Annotated in this window: 11 protein-coding genes; 2 read left to right on the plus strand and 9 right to left on the minus strand. The window is 57.7% G+C overall.

Annotation, left to right across the window (positions count from 1 at the left end; genetic code table 11):
- The first annotated feature begins 117 nt into the window (after window positions 1-117).
- Window positions 118-858, plus strand: coding sequence for an NADPH-dependent oxidoreductase (locus EPE01S_RS00005; RefSeq protein WP_062742528.1), 741 nt, complete (start codon window positions 118-120; stop codon window positions 856-858).
- 48 nt (window positions 859-906) lie between these two features.
- Here EPE01S_RS00005 and phoH read toward each other — a convergent pair whose 3' ends face one another.
- The 6 genes from phoH to putP all read right to left on the minus strand — a co-directional run bounded on the left by phoH (window position 907) and on the right by putP (window position 8,777).
- Complete coding sequence (gene phoH, locus EPE01S_RS00010) at window positions 907-1,695, minus strand: phosphate starvation-inducible protein PhoH (protein ID WP_062742529.1); 789 nt, start codon at window positions 1,693-1,695, stop codon at window positions 907-909.
- A 548-nt stretch (window positions 1,696-2,243) separates the two neighbouring features.
- A complete protein-coding gene (efeB, locus tag EPE01S_RS00015; protein ID WP_062742530.1) occupies window positions 2,244-3,527 on the minus strand; it encodes an iron uptake transporter deferrochelatase/peroxidase subunit in 1,284 nt (427 codons plus the stop codon).
- A 6-nt stretch (window positions 3,528-3,533) separates the two neighbouring features.
- Entirely contained in the window at window positions 3,534-4,661 is a 1,128-nt protein-coding gene (gene efeO, locus EPE01S_RS00020; protein ID WP_062742531.1) for an iron uptake system protein EfeO, read from the minus strand.
- Between the two features lie 57 nt (window positions 4,662-4,718).
- The gene (gene efeU, locus EPE01S_RS00025; RefSeq protein WP_062742532.1) at window positions 4,719-5,552 is read right to left on the minus strand and encodes an iron uptake transporter permease EfeU; all 834 of its coding nucleotides are present in this window, start codon (window positions 5,550-5,552) and stop codon (window positions 4,719-4,721) included.
- 195 nt (window positions 5,553-5,747) lie between these two features.
- Entirely contained in the window at window positions 5,748-7,088 is a 1,341-nt protein-coding gene (locus EPE01S_RS00030; RefSeq protein WP_062742533.1) for a histidine phosphatase family protein, read from the minus strand.
- Between the two features lie 204 nt (window positions 7,089-7,292).
- On the minus strand, window positions 7,293-8,777 hold the full coding sequence (gene putP, locus EPE01S_RS00035) for a sodium/proline symporter PutP (protein ID WP_062742534.1): 1,485 nt from the start codon (window positions 8,775-8,777) through the stop codon (window positions 7,293-7,295).
- A 440-nt stretch (window positions 8,778-9,217) separates the two neighbouring features.
- Between putP and putA the strand changes: the two genes are divergently transcribed.
- Window positions 9,218-13,165, plus strand: a complete 3,948-nt coding sequence (gene putA / locus EPE01S_RS00040) for a trifunctional transcriptional regulator/proline dehydrogenase/L-glutamate gamma-semialdehyde dehydrogenase (RefSeq protein ID WP_062742535.1) — start codon at window positions 9,218-9,220, stop codon at window positions 13,163-13,165.
- A gap of 90 nt (window positions 13,166-13,255) precedes the next feature.
- On the opposite strand, the gene catA is transcribed toward putA, so the two are convergent.
- The 3 genes from catA to EPE01S_RS00055 all read right to left on the minus strand — a co-directional run bounded on the left by catA (window position 13,256) and on the right by EPE01S_RS00055 (window position 15,699).
- A complete protein-coding gene (gene catA, locus EPE01S_RS00045) occupies window positions 13,256-14,176 on the minus strand; it encodes a catechol 1,2-dioxygenase (protein ID WP_062742536.1) in 921 nt (306 codons plus the stop codon).
- Window positions 14,177-14,280: 104 nt separating this feature from the next.
- Window positions 14,281-14,571: a muconolactone Delta-isomerase gene (gene catC, locus EPE01S_RS00050; protein WP_062742537.1), complete on the minus strand. Its 291-nt coding sequence runs from the start codon at window positions 14,569-14,571 to the stop codon at window positions 14,281-14,283.
- 15 nt (window positions 14,572-14,586) lie between these two features.
- Window positions 14,587-15,699 carry a muconate/chloromuconate family cycloisomerase gene (locus tag EPE01S_RS00055; protein ID WP_218007811.1) on the minus strand — a complete coding sequence of 371 codons (1,113 nt, stop codon included), beginning with the start codon at window positions 15,697-15,699 and terminating at the stop codon, window positions 14,587-14,589.
- Window positions 15,700-15,706 lie beyond the last annotated feature (7 nt).

Below are 15,706 nucleotides of genomic sequence, written 5' to 3' on the forward strand. Positions count from 1 at the left end.
CTGCGATGTCGTGCCGTACAAAATGTGATCGGCCGCACAAACGGGTTACTGGATTTTCCCCACCTTCACTATTCTTAGCAGCTTGCGCCACTTTCTCAATCCTAACCAGGTTATCCCATGAATGAAGTCACTCAACTGCTGAAAAGCCATCGCAGCGATCGCAGCTACCTTGATAAACCTATTGACGATGCCGTGCTGGATGACATCATCGAAACGGCCTGGCGTGCGCCAACCTCCGTTAACTCTCAGCAGGTCTCGCTGGTGGTCGTCCGTGACGCCGCCACACGCGCCCGCATTGCTGAAATTGCCGGCGGCCAGCCGTGGATCGCCCAGGCACCGGTGTTTATCACCTTCGTACTGGATATGCATAAAAGCCAGCTGGGTATTGAAGCAGAAGGGAAATCGCAGATTGCTCATGAAAGCCTGGAGAGCCTGATTTCCGGGGCCACCGACATCGGTATTGCCCTGGGTGCGGTGATGACAGCGGCCCGCTCTCACGGCCTTGGCGTGGTGCCTATCGGCGGTATCCGTCGTCAGCCGCAGGCCATGGTCGAACTGCTCAACCTGCCCGAGCTGACGTTCCCGGTTGCCGGTGTGGTGCTGGGTTATATCGACCAGCCGGCCGTGCAGAAGCCACGTATGTCACTGGCGGGCTTCCGTCACAACGAGCGTTATGATGCCGCGATCCTGCCGGACGTGATTAAGGCCTATAACCGGGTGCTGGTGGCTCACTGGCAGAGCACCGGGCGCGAGGATGGCGATAACTGGGGTAATAACACCGCCAGCTATTACCAGAATATTTATTTCCCGGACGTTCAGCCCGCGATCCTGCAGCAGGGCTTTGGCATCGACAAATAACCATAAAAAAGCCCGGCCAGAGCCGGGCTTTTGTCTGCATAAGTCAGGTTAGCTGTAGGCCTGCAGTGCGCGCTGGCAGAGTTCAGAACGCACGCAATCCTCTTTATCGAAACGCACCACGCCAATCATCTCATCTTCCTCGAAGCGCGCCATCGCGTCGCTGAGGCCGGACTTCACATGGGCAGGCAAATCACACTGCGTGATATCGCCATTGACGATCACCGTGACGTTTTCCCCAAGGCGGGTTAAGAACATCTTCATTTGGGCGGCGGTCACATTCTGCGCCTCATCCAGAATCACCACCGCATTCTCGAAGGTACGACCGCGCATATAGGCAAAGGGGGCAATTTCTACTTTGCCAATTTCAGGACGCAGACAGTACTGCATAAAGGATGAACCCAGACGTTTAACCAGAACGTCATAGACCGGCCGGAAGTATGGCGCAAATTTCTCTGAGATATCGCCGGGGAGGAACCCGAGATCCTCATCCGCCTGCAAGACCGGGCGTGTAACAATAATCCTGTCGACATCCTTATGTATCAGGGCCTCGGCGGCTTTCGCCGCACTGATCCAGGTCTTACCGCACCCTGCTTCGCCGGTAGCGAAGATCAGTTTTTTATTTTCTATGGCATGGAGATAGTGCGCCTGAGCTTCATTTCTGGCTTCAATGGCGGAATGATCGCGGGTGTCGCGTGCCATGCCAATTGAATCCAGCCCACCCATCTGCACCAGCGAGGTGACCGACTCTTCTTCACGCTGACGATGACTGCGTGAATCGCTACGAAGCACACGTTTTGCTTCACGACGCGCTTTGATCACTGCTTTCTGTCTTCCCATAGTGGCACCTTACAGTTGGTTTCATTTCCCGCATCCGTCATATCGATGCGATTACGTGAACGCTTTAGAGGTCGTGGCTTCCTTTTAAGCCTTGTCTGGCCATCAGCACAAATGAACGACAGAATAAGTTTCTGTTGAACATCGTAAAGAGTTAAAGGAATGGAAACGCCGTTGAGTTGTAAAAGAAGAGAAAGCTGAAGAGGAAATAAATTCCCCGCAAAATTTTGCGAAATGAGACTTTTTGACGACTGACCGGGTAACGGTTTTCTGCATTCGCTATCTCCAGAGTGGAAAACTATATGCGAAAATCAACAGCAATTTCATATTCTTCATATTAGTGAAAAAATGCAACACTTTTTTTAACCTTATTATTACAATCACATTAAAATGATTTAAATCAATGCGTTAAAATCGATTGATTATTAAAATGGGTGGTTAAAAAACGAGCAAACGTAGGGCGTTTAAGCCACTGCCGTTTATTGATGATGGCCACCGAACGGGCAGGCCAGAGGAAGGTTAGCGGATTAAGAACAATCCGCTAAATAAGATCAGGCTTCAAGCAATCCCTGGGCCAGGAAGTGCTGTGCATCCGGTACGCCAGGTAGCACAAAGAAATAACCACCGCCAATCGGCTTTATATATTCTTCCAGTGCTTCGCCGTTAAGACGTTTCTGCACGGTGAGAAAACCTTTCTCCAAATCGTGCTGGTAACAGACAAACAGCAGCCCCATTTCCAGTTGTCCGGCATTAGACACCCCCAGTGAGTAGCTGTACCCCCGGCGCAACATCAGGCTGCTTTGTGTTTCCGGCGTGCGTGGGTTCGCCAGACGGATATGAGCATCCATTGGAATGACGTCGCCGTCGGGATCGCGGGCATAGTCCGGGACATCGTGCTCATGATGCATGCCCAGCGGCGCACCGCTGTGCTTCTCACGGCCAAATATTGTCTGCTGCTCACGCAGCGGCGTGCGATCCCAGAACTCGACGTGGAACTGAATGATGCGCGTCGCCTGATAGCTGCCGCCCACCGCCCATGCCGGTTCGCCCTGCTCCCTGCTGACCCACAGGATGTTGTCCATCAGGTGACCATCGGTACTGTCCGGATTAGCCGTGCCGTCTTTAAAGCCCAACAGATTGATCGGCGTTTCTTTGCCCCGGCTGCGTGCAGCATGGTCAGAGATAAAGCCTTCCCGCCGCCAGCGCACGCTGAGCAGATCCGGTGAATGCTTGATAATGTCGCGCAGCGCGTGGATCACCGTGTCATTGGTGTTGGCGCAGATCTGCAGCAGCAAATCGCCGTGACACAGGCTGGCATCCAGCGAATCGTTAGGAAAGCGTGTCATCCTTTGCAGCTTCAGCGGCTTAAGGGCGACCAGACCGAAACGTTCGTCAAACAGTGAGCTTCCCACCGATACGGTAATTGTCAGATTATCCGGGTAAATATCATCGCCAAGAATGCCTGAATCCATCGGCGGCAGCTGCGGATTGGTCACCAGCGGGGCTTTACCGCCGGTGGTCAGAAACGCAATGCGGTCGGTTAACAGCGTAAACAGCCGCACCAGATCGGCTTTGTCACTGGCCAGCACATCAAAGGCGACCAGCATCATTGCCGCCTGCTGCGGGGTGGTGATCCCCGCCTGGTGCGCGCCATAAAATGGCTGACGCTCCTGGCGGGCCCCCGGAGACAGGGTGCCCGGGGAAGAAGTTTTCTCATCGACCGCTGCATGAGCCGGGCATCCGCCCGCCAGCGCAAGGGCACCGCTGAGGATGCCCATCCCTTTCAGTAAACGACGGCGTGACGTCAGTGCCACGTCATCAACAGGTTTTGCCATTTGTGCTTAATCCAGACCCAGCGTGCCGCGCAGCAGCGCCAGATCTTCGGCTAATGCCGTGATCGGACCCTTTAGTGCCGTACGGTCAGCATCGGTTAATTTATCGTAAGACTCATAGCCATCTTTGGTACGGTATTTCGCCAGAATGGTATCCACCTTTTTGAAGTTACCGTCCACTTTCGCCAGCAGCTGTGGATTGGCTTTCTGCACCAGCGGACGCAGCAGATTAACAATTTTCTGCGCGCCATCAACGTTGGCCTGGAAATCCCACAGGTCAGTGCGGCTGTAGCGGTCTTCCTCACCCGAGATCTTACTGGACGCGACTTCCTCAATCAGACCGGCAGCACCGCCCACCACTTTACCCGGCGGGAACGCCAGCTCGCTGATACGGGTTTGCAGATCCAGCACATTTTTGTACAGCTGGTCAGCAAACTTATCCAGACCTTGAGTGGTGTTATCAGCAAACAGCACTTTTTCTAAGCGGTGGAAACCGGTGAAATTAGGATCTTCGGCTTTCTTCTCAAAATCATCCTCACGGGCATCAATCGCGCCATCCAGGTCGGAGAACAGCTCGGCAATCGGTTCGATACGCTCATAGTGCTGACGGGTCGGGGCAAACAGGGCTTTGGCCTTCTCCAGATCGCCCGCTTTTACCGCATCGGTAAAGGCTTTCGTTCCGGCAACCAGTTGCTCCACTTCTTTAGTGACATACAGCTTATAATCGGCAATCGGCCCCACCAGTTGTAAGACATCCGGCTTGCCGTCATTGACCTTACTGCCGCTGGCTTTGACAATCAGCTTGCCTTTCGGATTACTCAGCAGACCACAGGTCATGTCGTATTCACCCGCTTCCAGGTTTGCCGTCATCTTCTGCGTAAAGCCCGGCGCGATATTTTCACGCTCTTCCACCACCATCACCCCTTTCAGGATCTCCCACTCAAGCCCTTTCTGGCTGTTGTTTTTGATGATGAACTGCGTTTTTCCCGCATCAACCGTCAGGGACATGGGTTCACACTGTTTGTCGTTCACGCTGACATTCACCTGCGGAATATCCGCAGCCAGTGCAGCGCCCGACGAGGTCAGCGCCGCCAGCAGGGCAACATTCAGGGCCTGACGGCGAAAATGAGTGGTCATAGGGTCTTCCCAGTCTAAGTGTTATAAGCGGCAGGTCGGTGACCTGTCCGGCCAGATTCAGCGCGTGATGCGCGCAGAGGGTGCAACCGTTCGCGCAGGCATCATAAACAGCAGCAGCGCGGGAACGAGATAGATAAACCAGACGGCCACTTCGCTCACGCTTGGGGCTTCCTGATAGCCCAGCAGTCCTTCCAGCAGGGTGCCGAAGACGCTGTGCGTTGTCAGGGTCTGGCTGAAATCAAACGCCACCGCCTGAAAATGATTCCACAGGCCGGCCTCATGGAAGGCGCGTATTGCCCCCGCAGCCAGCCCGGCGGCGACAAAAATGATAAACAGGCTGGTCCATTTAAAGAAGCTGGCGAGGTTCAGGCGCACGCCGCCCCAGTAAATCAGCATGCCCAGTACCACCGCCGTGGCGAGACCCAGCATCGCGCCCAGCGGCGGCGCATAGCCCACGTCCTGTTGAAAGGCCGCCAGCAGAAAGAATACGGATTCCAGGCCTTCGCGCGCGACGGCGAGGAATACCATCATCACCAGCGCCCAGCCGCTGCTGTTGCCCTTCTGTAACGCGCTGTCGACGGCATCTTCGAGTTGGGCTTTGACGTTACGCGACACTTTGCGCATCCAGAATACCATCCAGGTCAGGATCACCACGGCAATGACGGCCACCAGCCCTTCAAACAGCTCCTGCTGTTTCTGCGGGAATTCACCGGTGGTTTCATTGATAAACCAGCCGAGAGCAAGGCACAGGGCAGCCGCCACAAACACGCCCGCCCACATGGCAGGAAACCACTGGCTTCGCTGCGTCCGCTTCAGATAGCTGGCAATCAGGCTGACAATCAGCGCCGCCTCCAGCCCTTCACGTAACATAATCAGAAACGGGACAAACATGCCTGACACCTCAAATGTGAAATCCGGTCAAATTCAGTAAAGATAAGTAAAATAAGAACGATATCGATTATCATTATCGGCTAAGGAAATACAAGATGGCGCGGGCTTATTTTCGCGTTTTGCGGGGGGTAAAATTTAAGCAAATGTAACCCAGTGGGGCCAACAACCTGTTGGCCCGGTAAATTAATCTTCGATTCAGAAGGTCAGGGCCTCTTTGACCTGAAACGCCTCGTTCTTATAGGTCAGCGTCAGAATACACGCGGCCTCACAGGGCGGAGGCAGATAGCCTGGCATGCGCTTGCTAAGAAAGGCGTCCAGTATCAGCGGATGGGTAAAGATCGCAACCCGCCCCTGACTGTGTTCGTACTGATAGCCGATCTGTGACAACACCTCATCTAACCGCGCTGCGGCCACCTCACCGCGTTCTCCCTGCTCTGCAGGGAGAACATTGATCCTTTTACCCGGGGAAAACAGCGGCTCTGCCGCGCTGAGGGTGTGCAGCGTGGCTATCTTTTCTGCTTCCCACGGCCCGAGGAACAGTTCATTCAGTCGTTTATCCTGAACTACTCGCTGGTGGTGCGATAACATGACTGCCTGCGATGTTTTCACCGCCCTGCCCAGTTCACTGCTCCAGGCCCCGATAAACGCCATCTTTTGCAGATGTTCAGCCAGACGCTGGTTGGCCCGATCGCCGGCCGCTGAAAAATCAGAATCAGAGGTTCCCTCCATGACACCCGACTGCTTCAGCCGGGTGAGGGAATTGACCACGACCGTCATTTCCAGCGGTGCCAGTGCGGCCGCCTTAAGGTAACCAGATTGCAGCAAGTCCGTATTATTAAAATCGACCAGCCTGAACGCCCCCTTTCGCCACTCCAGCACCGATACACTGGTGTTTGCCAGACCCGATAATGGCTGGTCTGGCCGGTACTTTTGCAGATAAAATGCCATCGAAGAGTGTGCGGCAACCAGAATATTGCCACTTTCTCCCCTGTGCTGCCGGGCAATAGTACGTAAAGCGCTCTCGAAGCGATGAGAGAAAACCGCCATATTTTCCGCCTGCACCGGTGAGACAAAATCAACATCATCTGGGCGGCCAAAGTAGAAGGCAAAATCATTACCGGAATGACCAAACTGTGCGGTCAGATCATCAATGCGTCCCCCTTCCGCCGCCCCCCAGGAGATGTCCTTCAGTCCATCAATCTGCGTCACTGCCATATTACGGTCGCGCAGGATCAGGGTTGCCGTCTGGAATGCCCTGCCAAGAGTACTGCTGTAAGCAGCAATAAACGGAATGTCAGCCAGTCCAAGTCCGAGGCTGCTGGCATCATAACGTCCTTTCGCCGTGAGTTCGGCATTGCCGCCTCCGCCAATCGTCATCGCTTTACTATTGGACAGGGTCTGCCCGTGGCGCACCAGGTAGAAACGCAGCACGCCATCGTCCTCAGCGTTTTTCGGTGCTGCACAGGTCAGTAAGGGCAGAAGGAGGAGCACTGCTGACAGCAGGCTGCGGTTCAACGCGTTAAATCCATTTCTCATGAGAGAACTCCGTGTAGTGATTGAGACGTTCACTGCGGAGTGTAGGAATAAAAGCGCCCTGTCAGCCTTGAGCGGTTTGCCACTTATTCGTTGATGCTGGCAGAATCTGATGGGTCGACACGGGCTGAGGCGTAAAAAGGGAAAAACGGGGATCAGAGGAAAAGATCCGCTGGCGCCTGGCGGTACCAGCGGACAGAGAAGCCGTTAGTCGGCCTGGTATTCCGCTTCAGCGGCATCAAAACGCTGCTGCGCGGCGGCCGATGGCGCTTTACCGAACAGGCTGAATACCACAATGGCAATGCTGGCGAAGAGGAAGCCCGGGATGATCTCGTAGAGATCCAGCCAGCCCCACTGCTTCCAGACCAGCACCGTCACGGCCCCCACGATCATACCGGCCAGTGCCCCATTGCGCGTCATGCGCTTCCACACCAGTGAGAGCAAGACCACAGGGCCAAATGCCGCACCGAAACCGGCCCAGGCGTAGCTCACCAGACCCAGCACGCGGTTATCCGGATTCGCCGCCAGACCGATGGCGATGGCGGCCACCAGCAGCACCATCATGCGCCCTACCCACACCAGTTCGCGCTGGCTGGCCCCTTTGCGCAGGAAGTTCTTATACAGATCTTCTGTCAGCGCGCTGGAGCACACCAGCAGCTGGCAGCTCAGGGTGGACATCACCGCGGCCAGAATGGCCGACAGCAACACACCGGCAATCCACGGGTTGAACAGAATGCGGGTCAGCTCAATAAAGATACGCTCGCCGTTCTGTGACACCTCACCCGCCTGTTCCGGATGGTTCTGGAAATAGGCGATACCAAAGAAGCCTACCGCCACGGCACCAGCCAGACACAGGATCATCCAGATCATGCCGATACGACGTGCGGTACGAATTGAGCGGTGAGAGTCTGCCGCCATAAAGCGCGCCAGAATATGCGGCTGACCGAAATAGCCCAGCCCCCAGCCCAGCAGGGAAATAATGGCCACAAAGTTGAGGTTTTTCAGCATATCAACGTTCTCAATGCTTTTCGCTCTGATGACGGCCATCGCATCATCCAGGCCACCGACGGCCAGAATAACCATCACCGGCGTCAGGATCAGGGCGAAAATCATCAGCGTCGCCTGCACCGTATCGGTCCAGCTGACTGCCAGGAAACCGCCAACAAAGGTATAGACGATGGTAGCCGCCGCACCGGCCCACAGGGCGGTTTCATAGCTCATCCCGAAGGTGCTTTCGAACAGACGGGCACCGGCCACCACACCGGAGGCACAGTAGATAGTGAAGAACACCAGGATCACCAGCGCAGAGATCACCCGCAGCAGTTTGCTGGTGTCCTCAAAGCGGCTGGAGAAATAGTCCGGCAGCGTCAGGGCATTGTCGTGATGCTCGGTCTGCACGCGCAAACGGCCCGCGACAATTTTCCAGTTCAGGTAGGCTCCCAGGGTCAGGCCGATGGCAATCCAGCTTTCGGAGATACCGGAGAGGAAGATGGCACCGGGCAGGCCCATCAGCAGCCAGCCGCTCATGTCCGAGGCCCCCGCGGAGAGCGCGGTAACAAAACTCCCCAGACTGCGGCCCCCCAGAATATAGTCGTCAAAGTTTTTCGTTGAACGGTAAGCGATGAAACCAATCAACACCATGCCGAGAATGTAAATACAGAATGTCACCATCATTGGCGTACTTAGAGTCATTCAGGTTCTCCACTTATTATTAGTTTCCACAGCGGGAGGCTGCACAGGCGTCGATTGCCGGAACGTAGCAAAGGCACGCGTGGGTATGGCATCCAGCCGGGGGCGGTATCCTGCCGTAAACGGCTGTGTGGCACAAACGATTTAACACAGCTTGCACATTCATTTCACCAGGTTGTTACGACTAATTGCTGGCAGGTTGCACTGCATCACATTTAATCGGGTTGCACCCGCACGACAACCTTATGAAAGCCAGGGTTTACCTGCCTTTTCAGACCTGGCCAGTTTCTTGCAGCAATATCCATGCCGCTTTTTATCTGTTAACAAAAAGCGATATTTTAAGTTTGAGGTGAGTGTCACATTTAACGAGGTTGCACAAAGTTGCAACATCAGTGATATTGCACTCTATCATTTGCTATCTATTGACTCAGGAGCTGTAAAGCATGGGCACAACTACCATGGGCGTGAAACTGGACGACGCAACGCGTGACCGGATTAAACAGGCCGCGCTTCAGATTGACCGCACGCCACACTGGCTGATCAAACAGGCGATTTTCAACTACCTGCAACAGATTGAGCAGGGGGCCACGCTGGCAGAAATTCCGGCCGGCACCGCCACGGTTGAAAGCGATGAACGCCCGCAGGACGAAGCGCACCAGCCGTTCCTCGACTTTGCCGAGCAGATCCTGCCGCAGTCCGTTGCCCGTGCCGCCATCACCTCTGCCTGGCGCCGCCCGGAGCCCGAAGCGGTGCCGATGCTGCTGGAGCAGGCCCGCTTACCGCAGGCGCTGGCAGAGTCAACGCATCGTCTGGCCTGGCAACTTGCCGATAAGCTACGGCACCAGAAAGGGGCAGGCGGGCGCGCCGGTATGGTGCAAAGCCTGCTACAGGAGTTCTCACTTTCCTCACAGGAAGGCGTGGCGTTAATGTGTCTGGCCGAAGCCCTGCTGCGTATTCCTGATAAGCCAACCCGCGATGCGCTGATCCGCGATAAGATCAGCAACGGTAACTGGCACTCCCACCTCGGCCGCAGCCCGTCGATGTTTGTTAATGCCGCCACCTGGGGACTGCTGTTCACCGGTCGGCTGGTCGCCACGCATAACGAAGCCAGCCTGACACGCTCACTTAACCGCATTATCGGTAAGAGTGGCGAACCGCTGATCCGCAAAGGGGTGGATATGGCGATGCGGCTGATGGGCGAGCAGTTCGTCACCGGGGAAACCATTGCCGAAGCGCTGGCCAATGCCCGCAAGCTGGAAGAGACCGGTTTCCGTTACTCTTACGATATGCTCGGGGAAGCCGCGCTGACCGCGCAGGATGCCAAAGCCTACCTGGTCTCCTACCAGCAGGCGATCCACGCCATTGGTAAAGCCTCAAACGGACGCGGTATTTATGAAGGCCCGGGCATCTCCATCAAGCTGTCCGCCCTGCACCCCCGCTACAGCCGCGCGCAGTACGAACGTGTGATGGAAGAACTGTATCCGATCCTGAAATCCCTGACGCTGCTGGCGCGCAGCTATGACATCGGTATTAATATTGATGCCGAAGAAGCCGACCGCCTGGAGCTGTCGCTGGATCTGCTGGAAAAACTCTGCTTCGAGCCGGAACTGGAAGGCTGGAACGGCATCGGCTTCGTCATCCAGGCCTATATGAAACGCTGCCCGATGGTCATCGACTATCTGACCGACCTCGCACAGCGCAGCCGTCGCCGGCTGATGATCCGCCTGGTCAAAGGCGCGTACTGGGACAGCGAGATCAAACGCGCCCAGACCGAAGGATTGGAAGGCTATCCGGTTTACACCCGCAAGGTGTATACCGATATCTCCTACCTCGCCTGCGCCCGCAAGCTGCTGGCGGTACCGAACCTGATTTATCCGCAGTTCGCCACGCATAACGCGCATACCCTCGCGGCGATTTATCAGCTGGCGGGCAATAACTACTACCCGGGCCAGTATGAGTTCCAGTGCCTGCACGGAATGGGTGAGCCGCTGTACGAACAGGTGGTGGGCAAAGTCGCCGACGGCAAGCTGAATCGTCCGTGCCGTATCTATGCCCCGGTGGGCACGCATGAAACACTGCTGGCTTATCTGGTTCGCCGCCTGCTGGAAAACGGCGCGAACACCTCGTTCGTTAACCGCATTGCCGATGCCACTCTGCCGCTGGACGAGCTGGTCGCCGATCCGGTGACCGCCGTGGAAGCCCTGGCCCGCAGTGAAGGTGCGGTCGGTTTGCCGCATCCGAAGATCCCCTTACCTCGCGCGCTGTATGGCGAAGACCGTCAGAACTCCGCCGGGCTGGACCTGGCGAACGAACATCGTCTGGCGTCCCTGTCCAGCGCCCTGCTTAACAGCGCCAGCCAGACCTGGCAGGTGCAGCCGGTGATTGATGCCCCGCTGGCTTCCGGGGAAAGCAGTCCGGTTCTCAACCCGGCAGAGCCGACCGATGTGGTCGGCTACGTTCGCAACGCCACCGCCGATGAGGTGTCGGCCGCGCTGGACGCGTCGGCCAGCGTTGGCCCGATCTGGTTTGCCACCCCGCCGCAGGAGCGCGCCGCCATTCTCGAGCGCGCGGCGGTAATGATGGAGGGCCAGATGCAGCGTCTGATTGGTATTCTGGTGCGTGAAGCCGGAAAGACCTTCAGTAACGCCATTGCAGAAGTGCGCGAAGCGGTGGACTTCCTGCACTATTACGCGGGCCAGGTACGCGATGATTTTGACAATGAAACTCACCGTCCGTTAGGCCCGGTAGTCTGTATCAGCCCGTGGAACTTCCCGCTGGCGATCTTTAGCGGCCAGATTGCGGCCGCCCTGGCCGCCGGTAACAGCGTACTGGCCAAACCGGCAGAACAGACGCCACTGATTGCTGCCCAGGCCGTGGCTATCCTGCATGAAGCGGGCGTTCCCGTGGGGGCTCTGCAGCTGCTGCCGGGGACGGGTGAAACCGTGGGGGCGCAGCTGGTTCAGGATGAGCGCGTGCGCGGCGTGATGTTCACGGGCTCCACGGCCGTCGCCACGCTGCTACAGCGCAACCTGGCCGGACGCCTCGATCCGCAGGGCCGCCCGACGCCACTGGTGGCAGAAACCGGCGGCATGAATGCCATGATTGTTGACTCCTCAGCGCTGACTGAACAGGTGGTGACGGATATCGTGGCCTCCGCCTTCGACAGTGCCGGGCAGCGTTGCTCTGCCCTGCGCCTGTTGTGCGTGCAGGACGACGTGGCCGAACACACACTGAAGATGCTGCGCGGTGCCATGGCCGAGTGCCGCATGGGCAACCCGGAGCGCTTCTCTACCGATATTGGCCCGGTAATCGATGCCGAGGCCAGAGAAGGCATTGAGCAGCATATTGAGTCGATGCGCAGTAAGGGCTTTACCGTCTTCCAGGCAGCACAGCCGCAGGCCCCGGGCCGCCGCGAGTGGCAGACCGGCACCTTTGTGATGCCAACGCTGATTGAGCTGAATAAAGTGACCGATCTGGACAAAGAGATTTTCGGGCCGGTGCTGCATGTGGTGCGCTATGCCCGCAACACGCTGCCGCAGGTCATCGATCAGATCAATGCCTCCGGCTACGGCCTGACGCTGGGGGTGCATACCCGTATTGATGAAACCATCCATCAGGTGGTGCAGAAAGCCCACGTCGGCAACCTCTACGTGAACCGTAATATGGTGGGGGCCGTGGTCGGCGTGCAGCCGTTTGGCGGGGAAGGTCTGTCGGGTACCGGGCCGAAAGCCGGTGGGCCACTCTACCTGTATCGTCTGCTGTCACACCGTCCGGACAACGCGCTGAGTATCACCCTTAACCGCCATGATAAAGCGCGCCCGGTGGATGCCGCACTGCGACCTGCCCTGCTGGCGGCGCATCAGGCGCTGAGCGACTGGGCCGCCGACCGTCCGGCGCTGGCGGTCTGCTGCGCGCGCTTTGCGGAACTGGGCCAGGGGGGCACTCTGCGCCAACTGCCAGGCCCGACAGGCGAACGCAACACCTTCGCTCTGCTGCCGCGTGAACGGGTCCTCTGCCTGGCCGATAACGAGCAGGATGCACTGGTGCAGCTGGCCGCGGTCACGGCGGTGGGCAGCCACGCGCTATGGCCAGACGATGAGTTGCACCGCAGCCTGTGGCAGCAGTTGCCTCCGCTGGTTCAGCAGCGTATTGCCTTTGCCGCACAGCCGCTGGAGAACCGCACCGTGGATGCGGTGATTTACCATGGCGATGCTGACCAGCTGCGCGATCTCTGTCAGGCCGTGGCCGCCCGTGACGGGGCGATTATCTCCGTGCAGGGTTTTGCCCGCGGCGAAACCAATCTGCTGCTGGAACGTCTGCTGCTGGAGCGTTCTCTGAGCGTCAACACCGCGGCAGCAGGTGGAAACGCGAGCCTGATGACCATCGGTTAAGACAGCAAAACGGCCCATCAGGGCCGTCCTCTGGCGAAAGGTATGTGTCATAACTGGTCTGTCCCGTGGAGGACAGCCTTTTTTTTGCCCTCAGGCATGTGCCCGCTGGCGGTCGACCTCCGTTCCTGGCATGCTGTCGCGTTCCAGATACAGGGTGAAGTCGAAATCGATTGATGAGTATGGCCGGGGCAGTTTTTTTGCGGCCAGCGCCGTGTCCGCCGTGATTTTATGCACCTCAGGCACCAGCCCGTCACGGCTGGCAAAGGCAAAGTCATCCCACAGATACTCATCGCCATCAATATTGATCTGGGTGGTCAGCATCCGGCAGCCCTGAGCCCGGATAAAAAAATGAATATGGGCGGGACGACGGCCGTGACGCCCCAGCAGGTTTAACAGCTGCTGGGTGGGGCCGTCAGGCGGACAGCCGTACCCGGATGGCGTGATAGTGCGCAGCTGATAGCGGCCCCGATCGTCGGTCATGATGGTGCGCCGCAGGTTGAATGCCGGCTGGCTCTTATCAAAAAAGGAGTAGTTACCCAGGGTATTGGCATGCCAGACCTCAACGCTGGCCCGCGGCAGCGGATTTCCCGCTTCATCACGCACGGTGCCCTGCATAAACAGCACCTCGCCCTCTTCCTCCTCCGTACCGTCGTCCAGACGTGCAAAGCCGTGGTAAACCGGTGCGCCGGAAACATACAGCGGGCCTTCGATGGTACGCGGCGTTCCCCCCTGCAACCCGGCCCGGACTTCTGCCTCATCCGACCGGATATCGATAAAACGCTCCAGTCCCAGTCCGGCGGCCAGCAGCCCCATCTCGTGCGCCATACCGCAGTCGGCCAGATACTCCAGCCCTTTCCACACTTCACCAGGCTGCAGATCCAGATCCTCTATGGCCGTGAACAGGTCGGTGAGCAGACGGACCGTCACCTGCTGCACGCGGGGATTGACCTCTCCTCTGGCCGTTTTGACAATAAAATGCTGAACCAGACTATCGATTTCGTGCTTGTCCATAGTGCAACTCCCTTTCAGGTTGTAACGCCCCCTGTTGCCGGTAAAGCAGGGCACGGCTCTGCGGCCGCAGGACAGGTGGCTGTAGGGTACAGTAAGCGGGTGTTCTAACGGTCGTCTTCGTGAACCGAAGACGGATGACGACAGAGCGGCATCACCTGAATCTGCATCCAGGGAAACAGCGGCAGCGTGGAGAGTAACTGATGCAGCTCCTCCACGGACGCCACATCAAACAGGCTGATATTGGAATAGTGCCCGGCAATGCGCCACAGATGACGCCATTTGCCGCTGGCCTGCAAAACCTGCGCCCGCCTTTTTTCTTCCGCTTTGAGGGATTGAACGTCCTGCTGCGGCAGCGAGTGAGGCAGGCAGACGTCCATTCTGACGTGAAACAGCATAGAAAACTCCTGTTGTCAGCGGCGACGCAGCGCCGCCACTTTGTCGGTATCAATAGCAATGCCCAGTCCGGGGCCGGTGGGAACCTGCAGCATAAAGTCGCGCCAGACCAGGGGCGTAGTCAGAATGTCCGCGGTCAGCAGCAGCGGCCCGAAAAGCTCAGTGCCAAACTTCATTTCGCTGAAGGTGGAGAACAGATGGGCTGAAGCGGCCGTCCCCGGAGCCCCCTCCAGCATGGTGCCGCCATACAGGGCAATATCGTGCAGGCGGGCGATATCAGCGACTTGCCGGGCGGCCGTGAGCCCACCGGACTGGCTGATTTTTACAGAAAATACGTCCGCCGCCGCCTGGCTGGCGAGGGTCAGCGCAGTCTGCGGGCCATTCAGGGCCTCATCAGCAATGATCGGTATGCTGAAGCGCCGGGACAGCCGCGCCAGTCCGGCATGATTTTCCGCCCGGACAGGCTGTTCGACGGCGGCAATGCCTCCGGCCTCCAGCGCGGCCATCCCCTGCTCCGCTTCACGCTCGTCCCAGGCCTGATTGACATCCACGCGGAGACAGGCCTGATCTCCCAGCGCCCGCCGGACGGCCAGTACATGGGCAACGTCGGTGCTGACGTTGCGCCGACCGATTTTGAGCTTAAAGATGCGGTGCCGTCGCAGATCCAGCATTTTCTGCGCCTCCGCGATATCTTTGCCGGTATCGCCGCTGGCCAGTGTCCAGGCCACCGGCAGCGCATCGTGCATTCGCCCCCCCAGCAACTCGCTGAGCGGGATATTTAACCGCCGCGCCTGCGCATCCATCAGTGCCGTTTCCAGCGCACATTTGGCAAAGCGATTGCCCTTCACCGTCTTCGCCAGTCGGGCCATCAGGGGGGCGATCCGGCTCGCATCCTGGCCAATCAACAGCGGGGCGAGCCAGCCGTCAATATTGGCTTTGATACTTTCCGGACTCTCTTCGCCATAGCTCAGTCCGCCGATGGTGGTTGCCTCCCCCCAGCCTTCAACACCATCCTCACAGGCAATGCGCGCCAGGACCAGCGTCTGCACCTTCATCGTGGTCATCGACAGGCGATGCGGGCGAATGGCAGGAACGTCTAACAACAGGGTTTCCACAGTGTCGATAATCATATTTTTT

Origin of the sequence: Erwinia persicina NBRC 102418 (genome assembly GCF_001571305.1) — a bacterium.
Lineage (GTDB): Bacteria > Pseudomonadota > Gammaproteobacteria > Enterobacterales > Enterobacteriaceae > Erwinia > Erwinia persicina.

What these genes read in the sequence shown, in the direction of transcription:
- EPE01S_RS00005 (WP_062742528.1), top strand. Translation starts at nt 118, where the DNA reads ATGAATGAAGTCACTCAACTGCTGAAAAGCCATCGCAGCGATCGCAGC.
- phoH (WP_062742529.1), bottom strand. Translation starts at nt 1,695, where the DNA reads ATGGGAAGACAGAAAGCAGTGATCAAAGCGCGTCGTGAAGCAAAACGT.
- efeB (WP_062742530.1), bottom strand. Translation starts at nt 3,527, where the DNA reads ATGGCAAAACCTGTTGATGACGTGGCACTGACGTCACGCCGTCGTTTA.
- efeO (WP_062742531.1), bottom strand. Translation starts at nt 4,661, where the DNA reads ATGACCACTCATTTTCGCCGTCAGGCCCTGAATGTTGCCCTGCTGGCG.
- efeU (WP_062742532.1), bottom strand. Translation starts at nt 5,552, where the DNA reads ATGTTTGTCCCGTTTCTGATTATGTTACGTGAAGGGCTGGAGGCGGCG.
- EPE01S_RS00030 (WP_062742533.1), bottom strand. Translation starts at nt 7,088, where the DNA reads ATGAGAAATGGATTTAACGCGTTGAACCGCAGCCTGCTGTCAGCAGTG.
- putP (WP_062742534.1), bottom strand. Translation starts at nt 8,777, where the DNA reads ATGACTCTAAGTACGCCAATGATGGTGACATTCTGTATTTACATTCTC.
- putA (WP_062742535.1), top strand. Translation starts at nt 9,218, where the DNA reads ATGGGCACAACTACCATGGGCGTGAAACTGGACGACGCAACGCGTGAC.
- catA (WP_062742536.1), bottom strand. Translation starts at nt 14,176, where the DNA reads ATGGACAAGCACGAAATCGATAGTCTGGTTCAGCATTTTATTGTCAAA.
- catC (WP_062742537.1), bottom strand. Translation starts at nt 14,571, where the DNA reads ATGCTGTTTCACGTCAGAATGGACGTCTGCCTGCCTCACTCGCTGCCG.
- EPE01S_RS00055 (WP_218007811.1), bottom strand. Translation starts at nt 15,699, where the DNA reads ATGATTATCGACACTGTGGAAACCCTGTTGTTAGACGTTCCTGCCATT.